The organism is Lentzea sp. NPDC020367, assembly GCF_044387305.1.
Taxonomy (GTDB): domain Bacteria; phylum Actinomycetota; class Actinomycetes; order Mycobacteriales; family Pseudonocardiaceae; genus Lentzea.
In genome coordinates, this window is sequence record NZ_JBIRVV010000001.1 from 1,497,619 (window position 1) to 1,519,105 (window position 21,487).

The 21,487-nt window shown below is 68.3% G+C and carries 21 protein-coding genes; 13 read left to right on the plus strand and 8 right to left on the minus strand.

What is annotated here, in order from left to right; genetic code table 11:
* Nucleotides 1-8: 8 nt before the first annotated feature.
* A complete protein-coding gene (locus ACH413_RS06995) occupies nt 9-1,223 on the minus strand; it encodes a DUF4010 domain-containing protein (RefSeq protein WP_360037198.1) in 1,215 nt (404 codons plus the stop codon).
* Nucleotides 1,224-1,226: 3 nt separating this feature from the next.
* Nucleotides 1,227-1,424, minus strand: coding sequence for a DUF1918 domain-containing protein (locus ACH413_RS07000; RefSeq protein ID WP_360037201.1), 198 nt, complete (start codon nt 1,422-1,424; stop codon nt 1,227-1,229).
* A 146-nt stretch (nt 1,425-1,570) separates the two neighbouring features.
* Between ACH413_RS07000 and ACH413_RS07005 the strand changes: the two genes are divergently transcribed.
* Together ACH413_RS07005 and ACH413_RS07010 are read left to right on the plus strand one after the other, a co-directional pair.
* Nucleotides 1,571-2,014: a universal stress protein gene (locus tag ACH413_RS07005; RefSeq protein ID WP_360037204.1), complete on the plus strand. Its 444-nt coding sequence runs from the start codon at nt 1,571-1,573 to the stop codon at nt 2,012-2,014.
* A 793-nt stretch (nt 2,015-2,807) separates the two neighbouring features.
* On the plus strand, nt 2,808-4,487 hold the full coding sequence (locus ACH413_RS07010; RefSeq protein ID WP_360037207.1) for a TIGR04141 family sporadically distributed protein: 1,680 nt from the start codon (nt 2,808-2,810) through the stop codon (nt 4,485-4,487).
* Here the strand turns inward: ACH413_RS07010 and ACH413_RS07015 are convergent.
* From ACH413_RS07015 to ACH413_RS07025, 3 genes are read right to left on the minus strand one after another with little or no spacing between them, the layout of a single operon-like run.
* Complete coding sequence (locus tag ACH413_RS07015) at nt 4,484-5,359, minus strand: universal stress protein (protein WP_360037210.1); 876 nt, start codon at nt 5,357-5,359, stop codon at nt 4,484-4,486. The genes ACH413_RS07010 and ACH413_RS07015 overlap by 4 nt on opposite strands.
* On the minus strand, nt 5,356-5,922 hold the full coding sequence (locus tag ACH413_RS07020; RefSeq protein ID WP_360037213.1) for a CBS domain-containing protein: 567 nt from the start codon (nt 5,920-5,922) through the stop codon (nt 5,356-5,358). Before ACH413_RS07020 ends, ACH413_RS07015 begins: the two co-directional genes overlap by 4 nt.
* A 26-nt stretch (nt 5,923-5,948) precedes the next feature.
* Nucleotides 5,949-6,641, minus strand: a complete 693-nt coding sequence (locus ACH413_RS07025; protein WP_360037216.1) for a hypothetical protein — start codon at nt 6,639-6,641, stop codon at nt 5,949-5,951.
* 122 nt (nt 6,642-6,763) lie between these two features.
* On the opposite strand from ACH413_RS07025, the gene ACH413_RS07030 reads away from it, so the two are divergent.
* Both ACH413_RS07030 and ACH413_RS07035 read left to right on the plus strand, forming a co-directional pair.
* Complete coding sequence (locus tag ACH413_RS07030) at nt 6,764-6,991, plus strand: SHOCT domain-containing protein (RefSeq protein WP_360037219.1); 228 nt, start codon at nt 6,764-6,766, stop codon at nt 6,989-6,991.
* Between the two features lie 78 nt (nt 6,992-7,069).
* Entirely contained in the window at nt 7,070-7,726 is a 657-nt protein-coding gene (locus ACH413_RS07035; RefSeq protein WP_319986234.1) for a response regulator transcription factor, read from the plus strand.
* Nucleotides 7,727-7,729: 3 nt separating this feature from the next.
* Here the strand turns inward: ACH413_RS07035 and ACH413_RS07040 are convergent, their stop codons facing one another.
* Entirely contained in the window at nt 7,730-9,403 is a 1,674-nt protein-coding gene (locus ACH413_RS07040; protein WP_360037222.1) for a GAF domain-containing protein, read from the minus strand.
* 136 nt (nt 9,404-9,539) lie between these two features.
* Here ACH413_RS07040 and ACH413_RS07045 point away from each other — a divergent pair, with 136 nt between their 5' ends.
* The 3 genes from ACH413_RS07045 (at nt 9,540) to ACH413_RS07055 (ending at nt 11,897) form a co-directional block, all read left to right on the plus strand.
* On the plus strand, nt 9,540-10,538 hold the full coding sequence (locus tag ACH413_RS07045) for an Acg family FMN-binding oxidoreductase (protein WP_360037225.1): 999 nt from the start codon (nt 9,540-9,542) through the stop codon (nt 10,536-10,538).
* A gap of 116 nt (nt 10,539-10,654) precedes the next feature.
* Nucleotides 10,655-11,347 (plus strand): universal stress protein, encoded by a 693-nt coding sequence (locus ACH413_RS07050; RefSeq protein ID WP_360037228.1) that lies wholly within the window; start codon nt 10,655-10,657, stop codon nt 11,345-11,347.
* Nucleotides 11,348-11,405: 58 nt separating this feature from the next.
* The gene (locus ACH413_RS07055; RefSeq protein WP_396424905.1) at nt 11,406-11,897 is read left to right on the plus strand and encodes a hypothetical protein; all 492 of its coding nucleotides are present in this window, start codon (nt 11,406-11,408) and stop codon (nt 11,895-11,897) included.
* Here the strand turns inward: ACH413_RS07055 and ACH413_RS07060 are convergent.
* A complete protein-coding gene (locus ACH413_RS07060; protein ID WP_360037231.1) occupies nt 11,887-13,029 on the minus strand; it encodes a lycopene cyclase family protein in 1,143 nt (380 codons plus the stop codon). The genes ACH413_RS07055 and ACH413_RS07060 overlap by 11 nt on opposite strands.
* Nucleotides 13,008-13,514, minus strand: coding sequence for a flavodoxin domain-containing protein (locus ACH413_RS07065; RefSeq protein WP_360037234.1), 507 nt, complete (start codon nt 13,512-13,514; stop codon nt 13,008-13,010). Before ACH413_RS07065 ends, ACH413_RS07060 begins: the two co-directional genes overlap by 22 nt.
* 133 nt (nt 13,515-13,647) lie before the next feature.
* On the opposite strand from ACH413_RS07065, the gene ACH413_RS07070 reads away from it, so the two are divergent.
* The 6 genes from ACH413_RS07070 (at nt 13,648) to ACH413_RS07095 (ending at nt 21,477) form a co-directional block, all read left to right on the plus strand.
* Nucleotides 13,648-14,685 (plus strand): zinc-dependent alcohol dehydrogenase family protein, encoded by a 1,038-nt coding sequence (locus ACH413_RS07070; protein WP_360037237.1) that lies wholly within the window; start codon nt 13,648-13,650, stop codon nt 14,683-14,685.
* On the plus strand, nt 14,682-16,934 hold the full coding sequence (pflB, locus tag ACH413_RS07075) for a formate C-acetyltransferase (RefSeq protein WP_360037240.1): 2,253 nt from the start codon (nt 14,682-14,684) through the stop codon (nt 16,932-16,934). Before ACH413_RS07070 ends, pflB begins: the two co-directional genes overlap by 4 nt.
* On the plus strand, nt 16,931-17,659 hold the full coding sequence (gene pflA, locus ACH413_RS07080) for a pyruvate formate-lyase-activating protein (RefSeq protein WP_360037242.1): 729 nt from the start codon (nt 16,931-16,933) through the stop codon (nt 17,657-17,659). Before pflB ends, pflA begins: the two co-directional genes overlap by 4 nt.
* 111 nt (nt 17,660-17,770) lie before the next feature.
* Nucleotides 17,771-20,101, plus strand: coding sequence for a phosphoketolase (locus ACH413_RS07085; protein ID WP_396424906.1), 2,331 nt, complete (start codon nt 17,771-17,773; stop codon nt 20,099-20,101).
* A complete protein-coding gene (locus ACH413_RS07090) occupies nt 20,098-21,204 on the plus strand; it encodes an acetate/propionate family kinase (protein WP_360049195.1) in 1,107 nt (368 codons plus the stop codon). Before ACH413_RS07085 ends, ACH413_RS07090 begins: the two co-directional genes overlap by 4 nt.
* 156 nt (nt 21,205-21,360) lie before the next feature.
* Nucleotides 21,361-21,477, plus strand: a complete 117-nt coding sequence (locus ACH413_RS07095; RefSeq protein WP_396424917.1) for a hypothetical protein — start codon at nt 21,361-21,363, stop codon at nt 21,475-21,477.
* Nucleotides 21,478-21,487: the final 10 nt, after the last annotated feature.

Consider the following 21,487-nt stretch of genomic DNA (forward strand, 5'->3'; position numbering starts at 1 on the left):
TCCCCGGCCTACCAGGCCATGCCCACCCCGACCGCCACGACCACGGGCGCGAGCCACGCGGCGAGCTGCAACGCGAACCGCAGCCCGCCCGCGACCGTGGCCAGGACGAGCTTCACGACGGTGTTGGTGGCAAGGGCCGCGCCGCAGGCCAGCACGGCGACGTGCACCGAAATCGACTGCGGCGCAAGCGATGCGGCGGCGATCGCGGCCGCATGCGCGTCAGCCAGCCCGCCCAGTGCTCCTGCGGCCACCACTCCCCCGCCACCCAGCCAGTCCGCCGCCGCGCGAGTGAGGACCAGGAACAACACCAGGATCGCGGCGAGCGACAAAGCCGCTTTGAGCGACATCGGTCTGCTCACCACAGGTTCGTCGTTCTCAGCCTCAGCGGGTTTCGTGCGCCACACGAGCCAGGCCACCTCGGCCAACAGCACCACCGCCCCCGCTCCGATCGCGGGCAGCAGCCTCAGCGCGACTGGCGGGCTCGCGATCGCCGTCACCGCGACGATCTGGGCGAGCGTGGCGAGGTTGACCGCGACCGCACCGGGAAACGCTGCCGCGCCAACGGTTCGATACTTGCGGGCCATGACCGCGGTGGTGGCGGAGCCGGACACGAAACCTCCGGCGAACCCGGTGACCAACAGCCCCCAGCGTTCGCCGAACGCCCGCGCGGCAACGTATCCGGCCCACCCGATGACCGTGACCGCGATGACCAGCCACCACACGCGGGCGGGGTTCAGCACTCCATACGGGCCGAGTGGCCGGTTGGGCAGCAGCGGCAGCACCACGAACGCGACGACGAACAGGATCATCGCGTCACGCACGTCCTGGTCGCTCACCACCTTGCGCGCGAACCGGTGCAGCGGTCGTTTGGCGGCGAGAAGCGCGGCAGCGGCGACACCGACCGGCACCGCGAGTTCGGGCCGGTGCCACGCCAGCGCGCCCAGCAGGAACGTGGCAATGGCCGCGATCTCCGTGGTGGCGCCAGGTTCGGACGTGCGCACGTACCAGGCGATGACGAGCGCCGCGACGGCGGCGAGCGCGACGCCCAGCGCAACCGGCGACAGTACCGCGCTCACCGCTCCTGCCAGCGCGATCAGCGGGAACGTCCGCGAACCTGCGGGCCTGGTCGAGTTGTGCGCGTTGTCGTGCTCGCGCTCCACCCCGAGCAACAGGCCGATCGCGAGCGCCGTCGCGAGGTGGCCGAGTGCGACAACTGTGTCCACGGCTCAGCCCGCGTGGAGGCGCGCGGCCTCGTCCTCAGCCGAGACGACGTGCGTGTCCGGGCCGGGGAACACCAGCGCCTCGTGCTCGGTGTCGAGCCACCGCACGACGTACGGCGGTCCCCCGTCCTCGTGCCTGACCTCCGCGATCAGCCCGCGCCGCCCGCCGGGTTCCACCAGCCAGTCGCCTGTCTTCGCCTTCATCGCGTCCTCCATCCGATCCGTTCGATCGAGGGTTCGCTTCGTGCGCGCACGTCAGCAGTGCGGATGGGCTCGCCCGGCTCGTGACGTTGGTCCCTGCCAACGCCTGAGGCCGCGCCGCACGCTGGTTCCGAGCGAGAGGAGCGGTCATGAGGACACCTGTGATCCTGGTCGGCGTCGACGGTTCGACGGAGTCGCGTGCGGCGTTGCGCTGGGCGATGGAGGAGGCGGCGCACCGGGGCGCGAGGGTTGAGGCGATGTTCGCCTACGAGCAGGAGCCGGTGGTCGTGCCGGCCGTGCCGATGGGCCTCAACCCGTACGGCGAGATGCCACAACGCCACCCGGCGCGCGAACTCCACAATGCCGTCCAGCAGGTGCGCGCCACGATGCTCCACGCGCCCGATGTCGCCGAGTGCGTCGTCGTGGGCGACGCGGCCGACCATCTGACAGAGGCCTCGAAGCACGCCGAATTGCTGGTGATCGGCACACGAGGACGCGGCGCCTTTCGTGAATTCCTTGCGCACGGCGTCGCCGCGAATTGCCTGCGTCACGCCGGATGCCCCGTGGTGGTCATTCCGCCGACCGCGACCTAGTTACCGCAGGATCAGCGGATAAGTCACAGAAATCGATTTCGCGCACGCCGACCCTGACGCGCCAAGATCGGACAACACCCTGTAACGCCCTTGCTGATCCAGACGACGACGTCTTGCGGGACACAGGCCCTCCTGTCTGCGACGAACGGTCGTTCAACGGCTCATACCCGACAACGCGAAGCGCACGCGATCAGTTACGCTGCGCAACAATCTGGCAATTCACACGCTCAGAATGACCACTATTTGTCAATTAAAAGCTGCCGACAAGGTTGTCAGCGCCAGTCAGACAACAAAGTGGACATCTCTTGTCGCAACCGGTTTGCGGAATCACTCCAGCGCCCGCCGAGTTCGGCCCGACCGCTCACTGCTCACCACTCGGCGCAGAACGTCAACCACTCAAGGTCTGACGCGTGTCGGAGGCGAAGTTGATACGTGGGGCGTGTCACCCTTGGATCACGGCCAAGGCGAACATGCCCTGGACGTGCGAACGCGACCCCCTGTTGGAGCAGGAGGCCGCGTGAAGTTCCACCGGCAAGAACCTGGCCTCAGAAACCAGAACAAGTCGGGAGAACGCGCGCCGAGTCTAGGGCTTCGCAGGCGCGCAGGACCAGTCACGATCGTGTGACGTCGGCATCCAAACGGGCGACGTCACCCTCTGTCCACATCGGACCGTCACAGGCCTGCCGCACGGCTGTCCGGCTGCGCGCGTTCCCCCGCGCGCCCGTATCAGCCAGACGACGCCTCCGCTGTCTCCACCTGCGTCGTCGATCGAACGACGAAAGAAGTTCCTACCTTGGCAAAGGCACTTCCGACCGGGGCGGCAACGGTGTACCGCCTCCCGGCCACGCACGAGAACCTCAGCGACTACCTCAAGGACGTCGAGGGCGTCGATGTGAGGTACGACGGCGAACTTCTGATCGCCGGCACCCGCACCCACGTGTTCGCCGGTGTCCGCAGCAGCGGCGAGCCGAACTGGGTCCGGCACCTCACGGAGGCGTCGGACCTCGAGAACCTGGACCTCGCGGGCAGCTCCCCGTTCGCGCTCATCGTCGTCGAGATCGACGACGAGTGGGTCTGCGCAGTCACGTGGGGCTCCTCCAGCAGGTTCATGCTCGACGAGCTGCTGCTCGACGACGACTTCGGTCTCAACTTCGGCATCAGGCGGATCGACCCGGACAAGGTCCGCACGATCCGCAGCAACCTCCTCGACGTGTCCGCACGCGGCATGGAGGTCTCGTTCCCGTCTGGCAGCTCGATGTCCGGCTTCCCGCTGGAACCCGCGGGTGAGCTCGTCACCGGCATCGAAGGGCCGGCCGACCTGTCCGGCCTGACCTACGACACCGCCACCGACGGCAGGACGTGGAACATCCGGGCCGGACGGGGACTCAACATCCAGCTCGGCCGTACGCCCGAGACGTTCATCGCCGACCTGCGCACGATCTGCGCGATCGTCGACGAGGACGTCACGGGCGCGCCGCTGCGCCACATCGCCGAGATCCGTCCCGTCAGCACCAGCAACCCGGTCATGCCGACCCTGGAGAACCAGTTCGCTGCGGCACTCGGCGGCGATGACCAGTTCGGGCCGCTGGGCGTCTGCTGGCCTTCCTCCGCAATCCGGGAGATCGGACAGGCCCAGTCGTTCGTGTCGAGCAGGGTCGGCCCGACCGCTGCCCGTGTGTTGGTGCCGGGGTTCGAGATCCACGAGCTGGTGGAACCGTTCACGGACGTCGACCAGGAGTTCCGCCTCGACGTGCTGCGCAGTGCAGAACTCGCGCCCTGCGAGGACGAACTGGGCGCGGAGCCGCTCACCCGGCCGATCTCCATGATCAAGTGGGTGGCGTTCCAGACCGTGGTGGAAGGCAAGACCTACGCCCTGCACCAGGGAAAGTGGTACGAGATCGGCGAAGGCGCCGTCGCGCGTGTTCGCGAGCAGGTCCGTGCGCTACTGGAGAACAAGAGCTCGCTGACGTTCCCCGTGTGGGTGCCGACCGGCAAGCGCGACGACGAGCACCAGTTCGCCAGGAAGGTGGCCAAGCAGTCCGGCTACCTGTGCATGGACCGCGGTCTCGCGTACACCCCGATGCACCTTCGGGGCTTCGAGATCGCCGACATCTTCGGGCCCGGCAACGAGATCGTGCACATGAAGTGGCTCGGTCGGGCGACCGCGGCGAGCCACCTCTACACGCAGGCCCAGGTGTCGGCGTGGGCGCAGTACTTCGAACCACAGGCGATGCAGCAGCTGCGGGACAAGGTCCGTGCGCTCGACAGCACGCGAGACGTCGCTGACCGGCCGACGGTCGTCGTGCTGGCCATCGCCGGCCGAGCCTGGGACGTCAGCACGCTGTTCACCCTGTCCCAGGTCAGCCTGCTGCGGCTGAGCCACGAACTGCGCGGCCTCGGCATAGAGCTGCAGTTCGCCGACATCCCCTTCATCGCCAAGACGAAGGGGAAGTCGGCCGGCAACGCGGCCTAGTCGGGCCGCACGATCGCCAACGGGCACGGCGCGTTGTAGACGAGGGCCTGACTCGTCGAGCCGAGCAACATGCCGGCGAACCCGCCGTGCCCGTGGCTACCCACCACCACGAGCTGAGCCTCAGCTCCGTACCGCATCAGTGCCCGCACAGGCCGGTCGCGCACGACTACCTGGTGCACCTGCACGTCCGGGTACTTCTCCTGCCACCCGGCGAGTCGCTGCGCGAGCAACCTGCGCTCGTCGGCCTCGACCTGGCCCCAGTCGACGGTGAATCTGGACGCCGAGTAGGCGCTCTCCAGCATGAAGTCCTGCCAGCACATCACCACGGTGAGCGAGGCATCGCGCATCGAGGCCGTCTCGAAGGCGAACGCGAGCGCGGCCTCGCTCGTCGGGGATCCGTCGACGCCGACGACGACCGGACCGCCGGGCACAGCAACGCCGCGCACGACGACCACCGGACTCTTGCCGTGCGCCGCGAGTGCCAATGCGGACGAACCGACGATCATTCCCGTCACCGTGCCGAGGCCTTGCGAGCCGACTACGACCAGTCGTGCCGCCTTGGACTCCTCGATCAGCAGGGCGGGCGCACCGCAACACGCGATTCCGGTGGTCACCTCGACGTCGGGTGCGGTCGCTCGCGCGGCAGCGGCTGCCTCGTCGAGCTTGTCGCGGCCCAGTTGCTCGATCGCGTTGCGGATCTCGTTGCCGGTGAGGATGACCTCGGGATACCCGCGCGTCGGCAACGAGTACGCGTGCACGAGCCGCAGACGCACCTTGTGGCGAGCGCACTCCTGTGCGGCCCAGGTGACGGCGGCCAGGGCCGAGGCAGAGCCGTCGACGCCGACCACGATCGGGGCGGATGGGGCCTTCATCGTTGTCCTCCCACGAGAATTCGGGTGTGCAGCACTCCTGGCACGGCGTCGGCGAGCGCGGTCAGGACCCGCTCGGTGTCCTCATCGGTCGTGTCCGCGCCGATCACGGCCTCACCGTCGTGGACCGCGACCGTCCATTTGCGACCGCCGCCGTAGACGTCGAGTACGCGCTGGACGTCTGCCGTCACCGTCGTGTCGGTCCTGGCGATGGCGCGCAACAGATCACGTCGGGTGACGACGCCGATGACCGTCGAGCCGTCCACGATCGGGACGCAGCGCCGTTGGTCGTCGACCATGACGCGGGCCAGCATCTCGGCCGGTGCGGCCGCATCCATCGCGACGGCGGGAGTGGTCATCACGTCGGCGACCACCCTGCCGCCTTCTTCCAGGTATCCGCCGCGCACCAGGTCGGCCTCGGTCACGATGCCGATGAGCTGTTTGTCGTCGTCGACGACAGGGAGCGCGGTGAACCCGTGCGAGACCATCAGCGCGGCCGCGCCTTTGAGCGGTACAACCGGTGTCACGGTGATCACCGGGCTGGTCATGATGTCGCGAGCTCGCATGGCGGAACTCCCTTCCGGCTCCAACGCTAGGAATCGGAGCGTGCGGTGGACGCTGTCGTAGGTCCCGTGCCGACCGGGTCCTTGGCACCCACGATCGCCAGCGCCTGTGGGAAACCGGCGAGCTCGTGCTGTTCGATCAAGCCCGCCCTCCACGCGCGGCGGTGGACCAGATGCACCACGGGCCGGATCGCCACACCGGTGCTTCGGCCGGCCAGGATCGCGGCCTGCAGCGCCGCGCCACCCCGGACGTGGTCAGGACGGCGGTCGTCGGTGGTGAGCACGACGAGTTCGTGGTCGTTCAGGGCGCGCAGTTCCGTGCCCACCCAGTGGTTGGCCCGTACGAATGCGCGAGCGTCGCCTCCACCAGATGCGTCGGCGGTCCAGATCGCCCGGTGCAGGTCGAGGTCCTGCGGGTCCGGTGGCTCGCGGCGGTCCGCGTGTACAACGGCGAGCAGGTCTGGGCTGGCGCGGTCGGTCGGGAACACGACGTGCGGGTGCCAGCCTGCGTTCCGGACGGCGAGCACGACGTGTTCCAAGGCCGCGCCACACGAGAGCATGCGGTCGAAGCCGAGAGGGTCGTGCTCGGAACACTGCCCCGCTTCGAACAGGTAGACCGACCTGCCGTGCAGCTCCAAGGCCCAAGGCCGGTCCGCGCTGTACACGGGCGCGCTGGTCGCCGTTTTGACGATCTCCGCGGCCTCTGCTGGGTTCCATCGCATGTCTTGACGATTGCGCCGCACGCCGTCGTGCGAACAGGGCGGTCCTGCTCACGAGGGTTGGGCACTTGGACTCTCCGCGCGGCCGTCCGCCCAGAAGAACCTGGACACGACCTTGGGAGGCGATGGAGATGTACGGGTACTACGGCAGCCCGATGGGCTGGGGCGGGTTCGGGATGATGGCGTTGACCATGGTGCTGTTCTGGGGCGGTGTGGTCGCGCTGGTCGTCGTGCTGCTGCGCAAGGTTCCGCATGCGGGGTCGGCGCACCGCATACTGGAGGAACGGCTGGCCAAGGGTGACATCGACACCGAGGAGTTCGAGCGGGTGCGGAGGACTCTCGATTCCCGGTGACAGGGTCTTTGGTCCCTGTGTGCCCGGTGGGCAGCTGAGAGATCGTGATCGCGGAACGATCGAGGAGAGGTGGTTGCGGTGGTGTCGCGAGTCTTCCTGGTGGACGACCATGAAGTCGTCCGGGTCGGGATCAGGGAGCTGCTCAGCGCCTCCCCCGACCTGGAGGTCGTCGGGGAGGCGGCCTCGGTGACCGAGGCGCTCACGATGGTCCCGGCGACCAATCCCGACGTGGCGGTGCTGGACGTGCGGCTGCCCGACGGCAACGGCATCGAACTGTGCCGCGAGCTGCGCTCCCGCATGCCCGAACTGAACGTCCTGATGCTCACCTCGTTCACCGACGACGAGGCGCTGTTCGACGCGATCATGGCCGGCGCGTCCGGCTTTGTGCTCAAGCGCATCCTCGGCACCGACCTCACAACCGCGGTGAAGACCGTCGCAGCCGGACAGTCCCTCCTGGACGCCCGATCGACCGCGGCGCTGCTCAACCGCATCCGCCGCGAACGCGAGCAGGGCGACCCGGTCCGTGCGCTCACCGAGCAGGAGCGGACCGTGTTCGACTACATCGGCGACGGACTGACGAACCGGCAGATCGCGGACAAGATGTTCCTCGCGGAGAAGACCGTGAAGAACTACGTCTCGCACCTGCTCGCGAAACTCGGCCTCGAACGCCGCACCCAGGCCGCCGTGCTCGCCTCACAGCTGCGCAAGCCGACCCACGACAACGAGACCGGCTGAGACCTAGTCGAGCGGTACCCGCCACGTCACCCGCGTGCCTCCACCGGGCTCCTCTGCGACTGCGAGCGCGCCGTTCAGCTCGATGGCGCGTTGCTCCAGGTTTCGCAGACCGCTGCGCGCGACGTCAGGCGGCATGCCCACGCCGTTGTCCACCATCGTGATGATCAGCGCGTCGCCCGCCTCGACGGTCAGCGTCAGCTCGTTCGCCCGCGCGTGGCGTAGAGCGTTCGTGACGGTCTCGCGCACCACCGCCTCGGCGTGCTCGCCGATGTAGTCGGGCACCAGGCTGTCGATCGTGCCGGACATCCGGATCGCCGGGCTCAGCTCGGCGCCTTCGGTGATCTCGGCGACGATGTTGAGCAGCCGGCGCCGCAGGCCGGTGTCGCCGGAGTCCGCCTGCAGGTCGAAGATCGAGGTGCGGATCTCCAGCACCGTCTGGTCGAGCTGGTTGACCGCCTTCGTCACCCGCCTCCGCGCCTCGGGATGAGTCACCCAAGTCAACGCGCCCTGCAGGCTCATGCCAGTGGCGAACAGCCGCTGGATCACGTGGTCGTGCAGGTCACGGGCGATGCGGTCGCGATCCTCCAGCACGTCGACCAGGCGCTTGGCGCTCTGGTTCTCGGCGAACTCGATCGCGACCACGGCCTGGTCCGCGAAAGACGCCAGCAGCGGCATGAGGTCGGCACCGAACGAAGCCGCGTCCTTGTCCCGGACCGCGAGCAGCACACCGGTCACCGTGGTGCCGGCGCGCAGGGGCAGCACCACCGCAGCGCCCGTCTGAGCAGGAAGATCGCCGAGCTGGCCGTCCACCTCCTCGATCAGCGCCGGTGCGCCTGTGTCCAGCACCTGGGCGAGCACCTGTGCGTCGGCGGCGAAGCTGTCAGGTACAGGCTCGTGTCCCGCGTGCGCGGCCTTGCGGAGTTCGTTCCCATAGCGCAGCAGCACCGCCGCCCACGACGCCGACGACAACTCCACGGTCCGCTGCACGATCAACTGCAGCGCGTCCTCGGCGGTCGCGCCGGCGAGGAGCTGAGCGTTGATCTCCGCGGTCGCCTCCAGCCACCGCTCGCGCATCCGCGAACGTTCGAACAGGCGGGCGTTCTCCACCGCGACGCCGGCCGCCGCCGCCAGCGCCGCCAGCACGACCTCGTCGTCTGCGGTGAAGTCGCCGCCGCCGATCTTCTCCGTCATGTACAGGTTGCCGAAGACCTCGTCCCGCACGCGCACCGGAACGCCGAGGAAACTGTGCATCGGCGGATGGTTGGCCGGGAAGCCGACCGACGCCACGTGCTCGCTCAGGTCGTGCAGCCGGATCGCGCGCGGATCCTTGATCAGCAGGCCCAGCAGCCCCTTGCCCTCGGGAAGGTGGCCCATGTGCGCGCGAGTCTCGGGGTCGATGCCGACGTGGACGAACTGCGAGAGGTTGTGTCGCGAGCCGAGCACGCCCAACGCGCCGTAGCGGGCGCCCACGAGTTCCACCGCCGCCTGAACGATGCGCTGGAGCGTGGAGTCAAGCTCCAGGCCGGCACCAACCGCCAGCACGGCGTCGAGCAGGCTCTGCATCTTGTCGCGGGTCGACCCGATCTCGGCGAGCCGGTCGCGCATCTCGTCGAGCAGATCGTCCAGCCGCAGCCCACCGAGCAGGCTGCGGGACGGTCTCTCCTCGGGCTCCACCATGGATCAAGCCTTCCACGTGGCGGTGACGACGCCAAGCGGTCCCGGCCAGGTGAGGACCTTCGACGGTGGGTCTGCCCCGTGGCAACGCGGAAAGTGGATGAAGAGGATCCACAAGCAACACGATGGGGTGAAGGACATGGCTCAAGTGGCGGCGGCTCTGGGGCTCGGGCCCGCACAGATCGAGAGCGCGCTCACTACCGCCTCGCTCGCTCCGTCCGTGCACAACACCCAGCCCTGGCGGTTCCGCGTCCGACGCGACCGGATCGAGCTCCACCCGGACCCGAGCCGCAAGCTCGCGGCGACCGACCCGGAAGACCGCGAACTGAGGCTGTCCTGCGGCGCGGCACTGTTCAACCTGCGGCTGGCTCTGCAGAGCATGGGCGTGCGCCCGCTGGTGTCGATGCTGCCCGGCCACGACGCACCCGGCGCCCTCGCCGTGGTGCGTCGAGGCGGCACGATCAAACTCGACGACGAGCATCGGGCACTGCTCAATGCTGTACCTCGCCGCCGCACCAACCGCCGGCCTTTTCTCGAAGCCGACATCGACGCTCGCCAGCGTCACGCACTGGTGCGGGCGGCCGAGCTCGAACGCGCGTGGCTGCACGTCGTCACCACGCCTGAGGAGCGTGCCCAGCTCAAGCGGTTCGTCCAGCAGGCACACGAGATCCAGCTCGGCGACGAAGGCGTGCAGGCCGAGCTGGCCACCTTCACGGGGCACCGGCCGGACGCCCGCGACGGCGTCCCGCCGGCCTCAGCGGGTGTGCGTCCGGAGATGCAGGACGAGTGGGTGTTCCGCGACTTCCAGGGCGCCGAACGCCACCCCGGCAAGGACTACGAGTCCGACCCCCTGGTCGTGGTGCTCTGCTCGTTCTACGACGGACCGCTGGGCGATCTCCAGGCAGGACAGGCACTGCAACGCGTCCTTCTCACCGCGACCACACAGGGGCTGTCCGCGTCGTTCATGTCCCAGCCAGTCGAGGTCAAGCGCGTCCGCGAGGACCTGCGCCGTGCTCTCGGCGGAGTGCTCGTGCCGCAGACCTTGCTGCGCCTGGGCTTCAGCACACCGGTACCAGCCACACCACGGCGATCCGTCGCCGAGCTCATGGTCGACTCCGACGAGCATGCGCCCTGCTAGCGGTGCCTCGCACCGCCAGCAGGGCAGCGGGCCCTGCGGCGCCGGGGACTTTGGTCCCGGCGCGGTCGACACTTCCCGCCCTGCTCCAGACGGACGCAACGAACCATTGTCAATGCATGGAACCAGTTGTGATCATCCAAGACGGCGCCAGACGTGACGACAGCGTCCTGCGGTGGGCTGCCGCTCACGCTCAGCTCCTCGGCACCGGCCTCGAGATCCGCCGCCCTCAGGACGACTTCCGAGCCCAGCTCGTGGTCGTCGGGTACCGGGGTCCGGGAAGCTCAGCGCTCGGCCTGGGTAGCCACGTACTGCCGCTGCTGGCCACCACGCGCTGCGACACGGTGATCGTGCGCGGAACTCCCGCAGCCGTCGATGCCCAGCACCGCCACGTCACCGCGCTGGTCAGCGGCGGTCCCGGTGACGGCAGGGTGGTGCGGCACGCCGCCGACTTCGCACGGCGACGGGCCGCGGCGCTGCGAGTCCTCCACGCCGCACCTCAATCTCCGGTTCAGAGCAGCATCGACACGGACCACACGTACGTGCTCGCTCGCGCGGCTGCGGCGCTCGACGGTTTCCCGCACCACGCCGTGATGGTGCATGCGCAACCGCATGAGGCGATCGCCCGTTGTACCGACACCGATCTGATCGTCGTCGGTTCCGGTGACGCTCACGAGAGCGGTACCGTGACCAAGGCGGCACTCCACCACGCGCCGTGCCCTGTTCTCGTGGTGCACCAACCGGTTCTGGAGGAACACCATGGCCGAGCTGCCGTCCCCGCTCCTCGCCGACCGGTTCGCTCCCAGGCCTGAGTTCGGGCGCGTCGATCACCTGCTCGTGGATGCGAATCCCGCGGTTACCTGGAGGTCCTTGCGCGAGGTGGACCTCATCGAACTGCGTGGCGGTGTCGCGGCGTTCGCGGTGTGGTTCCGCGCGGTACCGGAACGCTGGCGTGCGCGCAACCAAGGCCCGGTACGTGAGCGCAGCAGACTGACCTGGGACGACCTGGACGCCGGCACCGAGTGGATGGTGCTCGGGGAGAACCCGGGCCATGAGATCGTGCTCGGCGCGGTCGGCAAGTTCTGGCGTCCGGTCGTGAAGTGGTTCCCCTGTGAGCCGCGCGACTTCCTGGATTTCGCGAAGCCGGGATACGGCAAGGTCGTGTGGTCGTTCACGACGCAGCCGTACGGGGAACGACGCACGCTGGTCACCTCCGAGATCCGCGTGAAGCTCACCGATCCGCAGGCCTGGCTCAACTTCCGCCGCTACTGGCGCATCAGCACACCGGCCGTGTCGATCATCAGCCGCGCGGTGCTGCGCACCGTCAAGCACAACGCCGAGCACCGGGGTGTCACGAACTGAGCCTGCGTCCAGCCGCGGCGAGGTAGACCGGCGCCGGCATTCCGGCGAACAACCGCCACTCCTGCGGCGGCGTCGTGGCCTCGTCCAGGAACCGCAGCGCGGGTTCCGCGGTCTGGAAGCGGAACAACGCGCCAAAGGCCCGTTCCAGCTGCTCCGGGTCATGGGTGACCACGTCCAGCAGCACGGCGTCGAACATACGGAATCGCTGGGACGGTTCAGGCAGGGCGAACGGATGGCCTTTGCGGCGCAACGACTCTGCGATCGCTTCGCTGTCTCGCTGGATCCGCTGGTACCCGAATCCCGTCGAAGACTTGAGCAGGCCGCCCGCGGCGCCGATCGTGAGCACGTTTCCCCTGCGACGCGGTATCTGCGCGGCGCTCAACGGCAGCACGGCATGCTCTTCGCGTTCAACCTCGTAGCCGCCAGTGCGGACAACGTCGGTCAGGTAGTCGGCGAGCGCTTCTCGTTGCGCACGAGGAGGTACAAGTGCACCAGGCGCGGTGAATGAGGAGTGCTCGACGAGTGCGCGGTGCGCGTCGAAAGGCAGCACGTAGAGGAAACTCGCCCCGTGCCGCTGTGACGTTCGGAAGTCGAAGAACGTCGGTGTCTCTGCGTCGAACGCCGCCCGCTCACTGTGGGCGTACCAACCACGAAAGCTCAGCTGTGCGTTCACATGTGACTGGGCCTCGGGTCCGATGATGCTGTCGAACACCCACCTGGCCCGCATGTGGTGGCCGTCGACCAGGATCCCGTCCTGGTCGATCCGATCGATGTGACCGCGATGGAAGGTGAAGTGCGGCAACGGGTCGGTGTACCGCTGCACCACCTCTCGCAGATCACGACCGCGGACCACTCGGTACCGGTAGCGGCCCAACGGGATCACGGTTGTGCGCCCGTTCACATTCACCCGGATCCGCTCGAACCACCGCGAAGCGGCACCGTCCAGCAGGCCGGGCCGGTCGCTCCAGGACGCCCACGTCCTGTCGTCCAACGGATACGAGCCGTCGTCGACCACCACGACAGGGTGCCGGTGATCAGCTACTGCGAGGTGTGCGGCGAGGCTGAGCCCGCTCACTCCGCCGCCGGCGATCACGGTGCGGGCGTGCCCGCCTACCCCACCTCGTTCGCGCACTTGGCTCCCCAAACCTGGGCACGGTTGGACTCACCTTCGAGCAGCGGGCCGGCGGTGCCGTCTACGTAGAAGTTCTCCGCCGCCAAGAGCACCGGGAAGTGGGCGCGCCGGAACAGCTTGATCGCGGCGCGGGCAGCCGAGCCCGTCATCAGCCCCTTGACCTTGGTGTCGAACGCGGCCACCGGCGGATGCGCCGAGCCCGTCCCGATCCGCTCCGCCCACTCCCGCAAGCCAGTGCCTGCGGCCGCTTGCTCGTCGGCTCCCTTGGTGGCGGCGTCGGCACGGGTGCCCGGCCTGCTCATGCTGAACGCGTGCGTTGGGCCTCCGACCACGAGCAGCCCGACCTCGTCACCCAGCTCGACCGGGGCGGAGCCGACTTCGACGACCTTGACGGTCATGGTCTCGCGCAGCCCTTCGGCCACGGCTTCGGCGATCTCCTTGGTGTTGCCGAACATCGACTCGTACACCACAAGCGCGTGCTTCATGCCTCGACGGTAGATCTGGGGAGCCGGCCAGGAGGAGGTCCTTAGGTCCTCTGGCGTCCGGGCCCACGGGCTCTGCGCCGCGCCCGCGGAGCCGAGAAGTCTGGAATCGACAAATCGACGAGGAGGAATCTCGATGAAGGCGCTGGTCTATCACGGTCCTGGCAAGCGCGCGTGGGAAGACGTGCCGAAGCCGGAGATCAAGGAGCCCACCGACGCGATCGTCCGCGTCACCGCGGTCACGATCTGCGGCACGGACCTGCACATCCTCAAGGGCGACGTCCCCGAGGTCGAATCCGGCCGGATCCTCGGCCACGAGGCGGTCGGCGTCGTGGAGCAGGTCGGCGGTTCGGTCACCGGGGTCAAGCCGGGTGACCGGGTGCTCATCTCGTGCATCACCTCCTGCGGTCGCTGCGAGTACTGCCGCGTCGGCAGCTACGGCCAGTGTCTCGGCGGCGGTGGCTGGATCCTGGGCCACACGACCGACGGCGTGCAGGCGGAGTACGTGCGCGTCCCGTTCGCCGACAACTCCACGCACCTGCTACCCGACGACGTCACGGACACGGCCGCGGTAGTGCTGGCCGACATCCTGCCCACCTCCTACGAGGTCGGTGTCCTGAATGGACGGGTCAATCCCGCGGACACCGTGGTGATCGTCGGCGCCGGGCCGATCGGTCTCGCCGCGATCCAGACCGCGCAGCTGTACAGCCCGAGCCACATCGTCGCCGTCGACCTCGCGACGTCCAGGCTCGACGCGGCGAAGCAGTTCGGCGCGGACGTCACCGCGGCCACGGCTGAGGAGGCGGAGCGGGTCGTCGGCGAGCTCACCAGTGGACTCGGCGCGGACGTCGCGATCGAGGCGGTCGGCGTGCCGGAGACGTTCGAGTTGTGCACGAAGCTCGTGCGTGCCGGCGGGCACGTCGCCAACGTCGGCGTGCACGGCAAGCCCGCGACGCTGCACCTGGAGAGCCTCTGGATCCGCAACGTCACCATCACCACCGGCCTGGTCGACACCAGCTCGACCCCGACGCTGCTGCGCATGGTCGCCGCGGGCCGGATCGACGGCGAGCGGTTCATCACCCACCGCTTCGCGCTCGACGAGATGGAGCAGGCCTACGAGGTGTTCGAGAACGCCGGCGACACCGGTGCACTCAAGGTGGTGCTGACCCGGTGACTGCCACCGCCGAACGCACGACCACCGCTGCCTGGCGCGGTTTCCGCGCCGGGCGGTGGTGCGACGAGATCGACGTGCGCGAGTTCATCCAGTCCAACTACAGGCCCTACGAAGGGACCGCGGAGTTCTTGGCCGGGCCAACGCCGCGCACGACCGCGTTGTGGCACCGGCTCACCGAGATGTTCGTCGAGGAGCGGGCTCGCGGGATCTACGACGTGGACCCGCACACCCCGTCGTCCATCACCGCGCACTCCCCCGGCTACATCGACCGCGACCACGAGCTGATCGTCGGCCTGCAAACCGACGCACCGCTCAAGCGCGCGATCATGCCGTCGGGTGGCCTCAGGATGGTCGAGACGAGCCTCGCCACTTACGGCTACGAGCTCGATCCCCGTGTGAAGGAGATCTTCACCAAGTACCGCAAGACCCACAACGACGGCGTGTTCGACGCCTACACGGCCGAGATCCTGCGGGCACGCAAGGCAGGGATCATCACCGGCCTTCCGGACGCCTACGGACGGGGCCGGATCATCGGCGACTACCGGCGGGTTCCGCTCTACGGCGTCGACCTCCTGATCGAGGCGAAGAAGGCCGAGCGCGCGGCGCTGGGCGAGCTGATGTCCACAGAGGACATCATCCGGGACCGCGAAGAAGTGGCGGAGCAGATTCGGGCGCTCGCGGAACTGCGTGACATGGCCACGTCCTACGGCTACGACATCTCCAAACCCGCCACAACCGGACGCGAAGCCGTGCAGTGGCTGTACTTCGCCTATCTCGCGGCGGTGAAGGAGCAGAACGGTGCCGCGATGTCGTTGGGCCGCACATCCACGTTCCTCGACGTGTACCTGCAACGCGACCTCGACGAAGGCCGTCTGAGCGAGCGCGAGGCCCAGGAACTCGTCGACGACCTGGTCATCAAACTGCGGATCGTGCGGTTCCTGCGCACCCCGGAGTACGACCAGCTGTTCTCCGGCGATCCGACCTGGGTCACCGAGTCCATCGGCGGTATCGGCGACGACGGACGACCGCTGGTCACCCGCACGAGCTTCCGGTTCCTGCAGACCCTCTACAACCTGGGACCGGCGCCGGAGCCGAACCTGACCGTCCTGTGGTCGCCGCGTCTGCCCGAAGGCTTCAAACGCTTCTGCGCCAAGGTCTCCGTCGACACCAGCTCCATCCAGTACGAGAACGACGAGCTGATCCGGCCGTGGTTCAGCGACGACACCGCCATCGCCTGCTGCGTCTCGGCCATGAAGGTCGGCAAGCAGATGCAGTTGTTCGGGGCACGCGTGAACCTCGCCAAGGCGCTGCTGTACGCGATCAACGGCGGCCGCGACGAGATGACCGGCGTCCAGGTCGCGCCCGCGTTCCCGCCGATCACCTCCGAGTACCTCGATCCCGCGGAGGTGCGAGCGGCGTTCGACCGGATGACCGACTGGCTGGCCAAGACCTACGTCGAAGCGCTCAACATCATCCACTACATGCACGACAAGTACGCCTACGAGCGCATCGAGATGGCGCTGCACGACCACCCGGTCCAGCGGCTGCTCGGCTGCGGCATCGCCGGCCTGTCGGTGGTGGCGGACAGCCTCTCCGCGATCCAGTACGCACGAGTCCAGGTGATCCGCGACAAGACCGGCCTCGCCGTCGACTACGTGGTCGAAGGTGACTTCCCGAGCTACGGAAACAACGACGACCGCGCGGACTCGATCGCCGTCGAGCTGGTCGAGAGCTTCATGCGCAAGGTGCGGCAGTACCCCGCGCATCGCGGCGCCGTGCACTCCCAGTCAGTGCTCACGATCACGTCGAACGTCGTCTACGGCAAGCACACCGGCAACACCCCGGACGGCCGCCGAGCCGGCGAACCGTTCGCACCGGGTGCCAACCCGATGAACGGGCGCGACAGGCACGGACTCGCCGCCGCGGCGTTGTCGGTGGCGAAACTGCCCTACGAGCAGGCGAAGGACGGGATCTCGCTGACCGCGAGCATCACGCCGGAGGGCCTGGGACGCACCGAGGACGAGCAGGTGACCAACCTCGTCGGCGTGCTCGACGCCTACACCGACGCCGGCGGATTCCACCTCAACGCCAACGTGCTCAACCGCGAGACCCTGCTCGACGCGATGGCGCACCCGGAGAAGCACCCGCAACTGACCATCCGCGTCTCCGGCTACGCGGTGAACTTCGTCCGGCTCACGCCCGAGCAGCAGCGCGACGTCATCAACCGCACGTTCCACGAGTCGCTGTGACCACCGGATCAGTCCACTCGTGGGACGTCTCGACCGCGGTCGACGGACCGGGCACCCGCTTCGTGCTGTTCCTGAGCGGGTGCCCGCTGCGGTGCCTGTACTGCCACAACCCGGACACCTGGCACATGCGCGACGGACACCGCACGACCGTCGACGAGGTCATGGCCGAAGTCGTCAAATACCGGCGGTTCATCGAGGTGGCCGGCGGCGGCCTGACGATCAGCGGCGGAGAACCGCTGCTGCAACCCGACTTCACCGCCGCGGTGTTCCACCGAGTCAAGCAGCTCGGCCTGCACACCGCGCTGGACACATCCGGCTTCCTGGGCGCACGCGCGTCAGACGAGCTCCTGGCCGACACCGACCTGGTCCTGCTGGACATCAAGTCCTGGGACCCGCTCACCTACCGGCACGTCACCAGTGGTGAGGTCACGCCGACGCTGGAGTTCGCCCGCCGGCTGTCCGGGCTGCGCAAGCCGATGTGGATCAGGTTCGTGCTCGTGCCCGGCCACACCGACGCCGAGGACAACGTCGCGGGCATCGCGTCCTTCGTCAGCACCCTGGACTCCGTCGAACGTGTCGAGGTCCTGCCGTTCCACAAGCTCGGCACGCCCAAGTACGCCGCGCTCGGCATTCCGTTCCCGCTGGCCGGCGTTCCCTCCCCCGACGCCGAGCTCGTGCGGCGCGTGCGCGGGCAGTTCGCCGACTTCGGTGTACCCGTGCACTGACAGGGCACCCCCCAGGGACTTGAGTCCCTGGCTACGCGGACCGGATGCCCTGTCCCGTGATCGATCAGGACGGCAGCGTGGAAGTCACCAACCCCGAGTGAGGAGCGCGAGATGTCGAACGCCGACCTGGAGCTGCTCGACGCGTACTGGCGAGCCGCCAACTACTTGTCGGCCGGCCAGATCTACCTGATGGACAACCCGCTGCTGACCGAGCCACTGGCACCGGAGCACATCAAGCCGCGGCTGCTGGGGCATTGGGGCACCACGCCGGGCCTGAACTTCCTCTACGCGCACCTGAACCGGATCATCCGCGACCGCGACCTCGACATGCTGTTCGTGACCGGCCCCGGCCACGGCGGCCCCGCGTTGCTGGCCAACACGTGGCTGGAGGGCACCTACAGCGAGACGTACCCGGACGTGCCGCGCGACGCCGTGGGCATGCGAAGGCTCTTCCGGCAGTTCTCCTTCCCCGGCGGAGTCCCCAGCCACGTCGCGCCCGAGGTGCCCGGCTCCATCCACGAGGGCGGCGAGCTCGGCTACTCGCTGGCGCACGCGTTCGGCGCCGCCTTCGACAACCCGGACCTCGTCGTCGCCTGCGTGGTCGGCGACGGGGAGGCCGAGACCGGCCCGCTCGCCACCAGCTGGCACGCGGCCAAGTTCCTCAATCCTCAGCGCGACGGCGCGGTCCTGCCGATCCTGCACCTCAACGGCTACAAGATCGCCAACCCGAGCCTGCTGTCCCGGATCCCGCACGACGAGCTGGACGCGTTGTTGCGCGGCTACGGCTACGCGCCGTTCTACGTCGAAGGTGACGAGCCGAAGGTGATGCACGCCCGCATGGCCGAGGTCCTCGACCAGGTCTTCGACGAAATCCATCGCATCAAGAGCACGCACGAGCGGCCGCGGTGGCCGATGATCGTGCTACGCAGCCCGAAGGGCTGGACCGGGCCGTCCGAAGTGGATGGTGTGCCGGTAGAGAACACCTGGCGTGCCCATCAGGTTCCGCTCTCCGGCGTGCGGGACAACCCGGACCACCTCAGGCAGCTCGAAGAGTGGCTGAAGAGCTACCGGCCAGAAGAGCTGTTCGACGCCGACGGCGCACCTCGCGCGGATCTGGCCGCGTTGGTGCCTCACGGCACGCAACGCATGGGCGCGACCCCGCACGCCAACGGCGGACTGTTGTTGCGCGAACTGAAGATGCCGGGCATCCGCGCGCACGCGGCCGAAGTCGTCAAGCACGGCACCACGCACTCCGAACCGACCAGAGTCCTCGGCCGGATGCTGCGCGACATCATCACGCTCAACGCCGACGCCCGCTCGTTCCGGATCTTCGGGCCGGACGAGACCGCGTCCAACCGGCTCGACGCCGTGTACGAGGTGACCGGAAAGCAGTGGCAGGCAGAGACTCTGCCGGTCGACGAGCACCTGGTCCACGACGGCCGGGTGATCGAGGTGCTGTCCGAACACCTGTGTCAGGGCATGCTGGAGGGCTATCTGCTGACCGGCAGGCACGGATTGTTCAACTGCTACGAGGCCTTCATCCACATCATCGACTCGATGTTCAACCAGCACGCCAAGTGGCTCAAGACCCACAAGAAGCTGGCGTGGCGCAGGCCCGTCGCGTCGCTGAACTACCTGCTCAGCTCGCACGTGTGGCGCCAGGACCACAACGGCTTCTCCCACCAGGACCCCGGCTTCATCGACCACGTGATGAACAAGAAGGCCGAGGTCGTCCGCGTCTACCTGCCACCGGACACCAACACGCTGCTCTCGGTCGCGGACCACTGCCTGCGCAGCAAGGACTACGTCAACGTCATCGTGGCCGGCAAGAACGAGACACCGGACTGGCTCGACGTCGACGAGGCGATCCTGCACTGCACCCGTGGCGCGGGCATCTGGGAGTGGGCGAGCAACGACGACAGCATCGAGGAACCGGACGTCGTACTGGCCTGCGCCGGCGACGCCCCCACCGTCGAGGTGCTCGCCGCCACGAAGCTCCTGCGCGAACACCTGCCGTCACTGCGGATCCGCGTCGTGAACGTCGTGGACCTGATGCGCCTGCAGCCCGACACCGAGCACCCGCACGGCATGCCGGACCGCGAGTTCGACGCGCTGTTCACCGCCGACAAGCCGGTGATCTTCGCCTACCACGGCTACCCGTGGCTGATCCACCGACTGACCTACCGCCGCACCAACCACCGCAACCTGCACGTGCGCGGCTACAAGGAGGAAGGCACCACGACCACGCCGTTCGACATGCTGGTGCTCAACGACATGGACCGCTACCGCCTCGTCATCGACGTGATCGACCGCGTGCCCGGCCTCGGCCCCAAAGCGGCTCGACTGCGGCAGCTCATGCAGGACCAGCGCGCCCGCCACCACACGTGGATCCGCGAGCACGGCGAGGACATGCCCGAGGTCCGCGACTGGACCTGGCAGTGAACGTTCTCGCGGTGAACGCGGGCTCGTCCAGCCTCAAACTCCGCGTGCTCGGCGAGGACAACACCGTCCTCGCCGAGCACGACGTTGAACGGTGGTCCGGCGGCGACGAAACCGGGCCGTTGGAGAACTTCCTGAGCGACGCGCCTCGGGTGGACGCCGTCGGGCACCGCGTCGTGCACGGCGGCTCCACGTTCACCAGCGCCACAGCGATCGACGAGGACGTGCGCGCCAGGATCGACGCACTCACCGGGCTGGCACCGCTGCACCAGCCCCGCGCGCTCGCCGGCATCGACGCAGCTCGGCAGCTACTGCCCGATGTTCCCCAGACGGCGTGCTTCGACACCGCCTTCCACACCACGATGCCCGCAGCCGCCACCACCTACGCCGTGCCCGCCGCATGGCGCCGCAAGTGGGACCTGCGCAGGTACGGCTTCCACGGCCTGTCACACGCCTACGCGTCCCGCCGGGCAACCGAACTCGCGGGAAGGCCCGGCGCTCGCGTGGTGAGCTGCCACCTCGGTTCCGGAGCGTCGCTCGCCGCTGTCACCGACGGACGTTCGGTCGACACCACGATGGGCTTCACGCCGCTGGCGGGTCTGGTGATGGCTACGCGTAGCGGTGACGTCGATCCCGGCCTCCTCGTGTGGTTGCAACGCGCCGGACTGCCCCTCGACGAGCTCGAAGACGGCCTGGAACACCACTCCGGGTTGGCGGGCCTGTCCGAGGTCGGCGGTGACTTGCGGGATGTGCGCAAGGCCGCGGAGAACGGCGACGAGCACGCAGTCCTCGCACTGCAGGTGTACGCACACCGGTTGCGGCAGAGCATCGCCGCGATGGTGACGTCGCTGGGTGGCATCGACGTTCTCGTGTTCACCGGCGGCGTGGGAGAGCACGACGCGGCATTGCGGGCGGACACCGCTGCCGGTCTGGCTTTCCTCGGCATCAGCCTCGACACGGCACTCAACTCCGAAGTCGCGCAGGACCGCCTCGTCAGCGCGAGCGGTTCGGCTGTAGAGGTCTGGGTCCTAGAGGCACGGGAGGACATCGAGATCGCGACGCAGACCCGCGCACTCATGAACGAAACGAGTGGGAGGAGGCGATGACCAGGCCGGTGGTCGTGGGACTGGACGGATCGAAGTCGGCAACGCACGCGGTGCGCCGGGCCGCCGAGTCCTGTGCGGACGGTGTTCTCGACGAAGCCGGGCAATGGCTCGCTGACGCGGCGACTGCAGCCCCCATCCACATCAGTCGGCCTGCTGGTGCTGGGTTCACACGGCCGAGGAGAACTCGCGGGTTCGACCGCAGTCGCCGTGACGACACGCGCACACTGCCCTGTCTGCGTGGTGCCGTTGGCCCACCAGCAACTCCACGGCTGAACGCGCCAGA

Coding starts and splice junctions, on each gene's coding strand:
- ACH413_RS07000 (WP_360037201.1), bottom strand. CDS start 1,424: ATGAAGGCGAAGACAGGCGACTGGCTGGTGGAACCCGGCGGGCGGCGC.
- ACH413_RS07005 (WP_360037204.1), top strand. CDS start 1,571: ATGAGGACACCTGTGATCCTGGTCGGCGTCGACGGTTCGACGGAGTCG.
- ACH413_RS07015 (WP_360037210.1), bottom strand. CDS start 5,359: ATGAAGGCCCCATCCGCCCCGATCGTGGTCGGCGTCGACGGCTCTGCC.
- ACH413_RS07020 (WP_360037213.1), bottom strand. CDS start 5,922: ATGCGAGCTCGCGACATCATGACCAGCCCGGTGATCACCGTGACACCG.
- ACH413_RS07025 (WP_360037216.1), bottom strand. CDS start 6,641: ATGCGATGGAACCCAGCAGAGGCCGCGGAGATCGTCAAAACGGCGACC.
- ACH413_RS07030 (WP_360037219.1), top strand. CDS start 6,764: ATGGAGATGTACGGGTACTACGGCAGCCCGATGGGCTGGGGCGGGTTC.
- ACH413_RS07040 (WP_360037222.1), bottom strand. CDS start 9,403: ATGGTGGAGCCCGAGGAGAGACCGTCCCGCAGCCTGCTCGGTGGGCTG.
- ACH413_RS07045 (WP_360037225.1), top strand. CDS start 9,540: ATGGCTCAAGTGGCGGCGGCTCTGGGGCTCGGGCCCGCACAGATCGAG.
- ACH413_RS07050 (WP_360037228.1), top strand. CDS start 10,655: ATGGAACCAGTTGTGATCATCCAAGACGGCGCCAGACGTGACGACAGC.
- ACH413_RS07065 (WP_360037234.1), bottom strand. CDS start 13,514: ATGAAGCACGCGCTTGTGGTGTACGAGTCGATGTTCGGCAACACCAAG.
- ACH413_RS07070 (WP_360037237.1), top strand. CDS start 13,648: ATGAAGGCGCTGGTCTATCACGGTCCTGGCAAGCGCGCGTGGGAAGAC.
- ACH413_RS07085 (WP_396424906.1), top strand. CDS start 17,771: ATGTCGAACGCCGACCTGGAGCTGCTCGACGCGTACTGGCGAGCCGCC.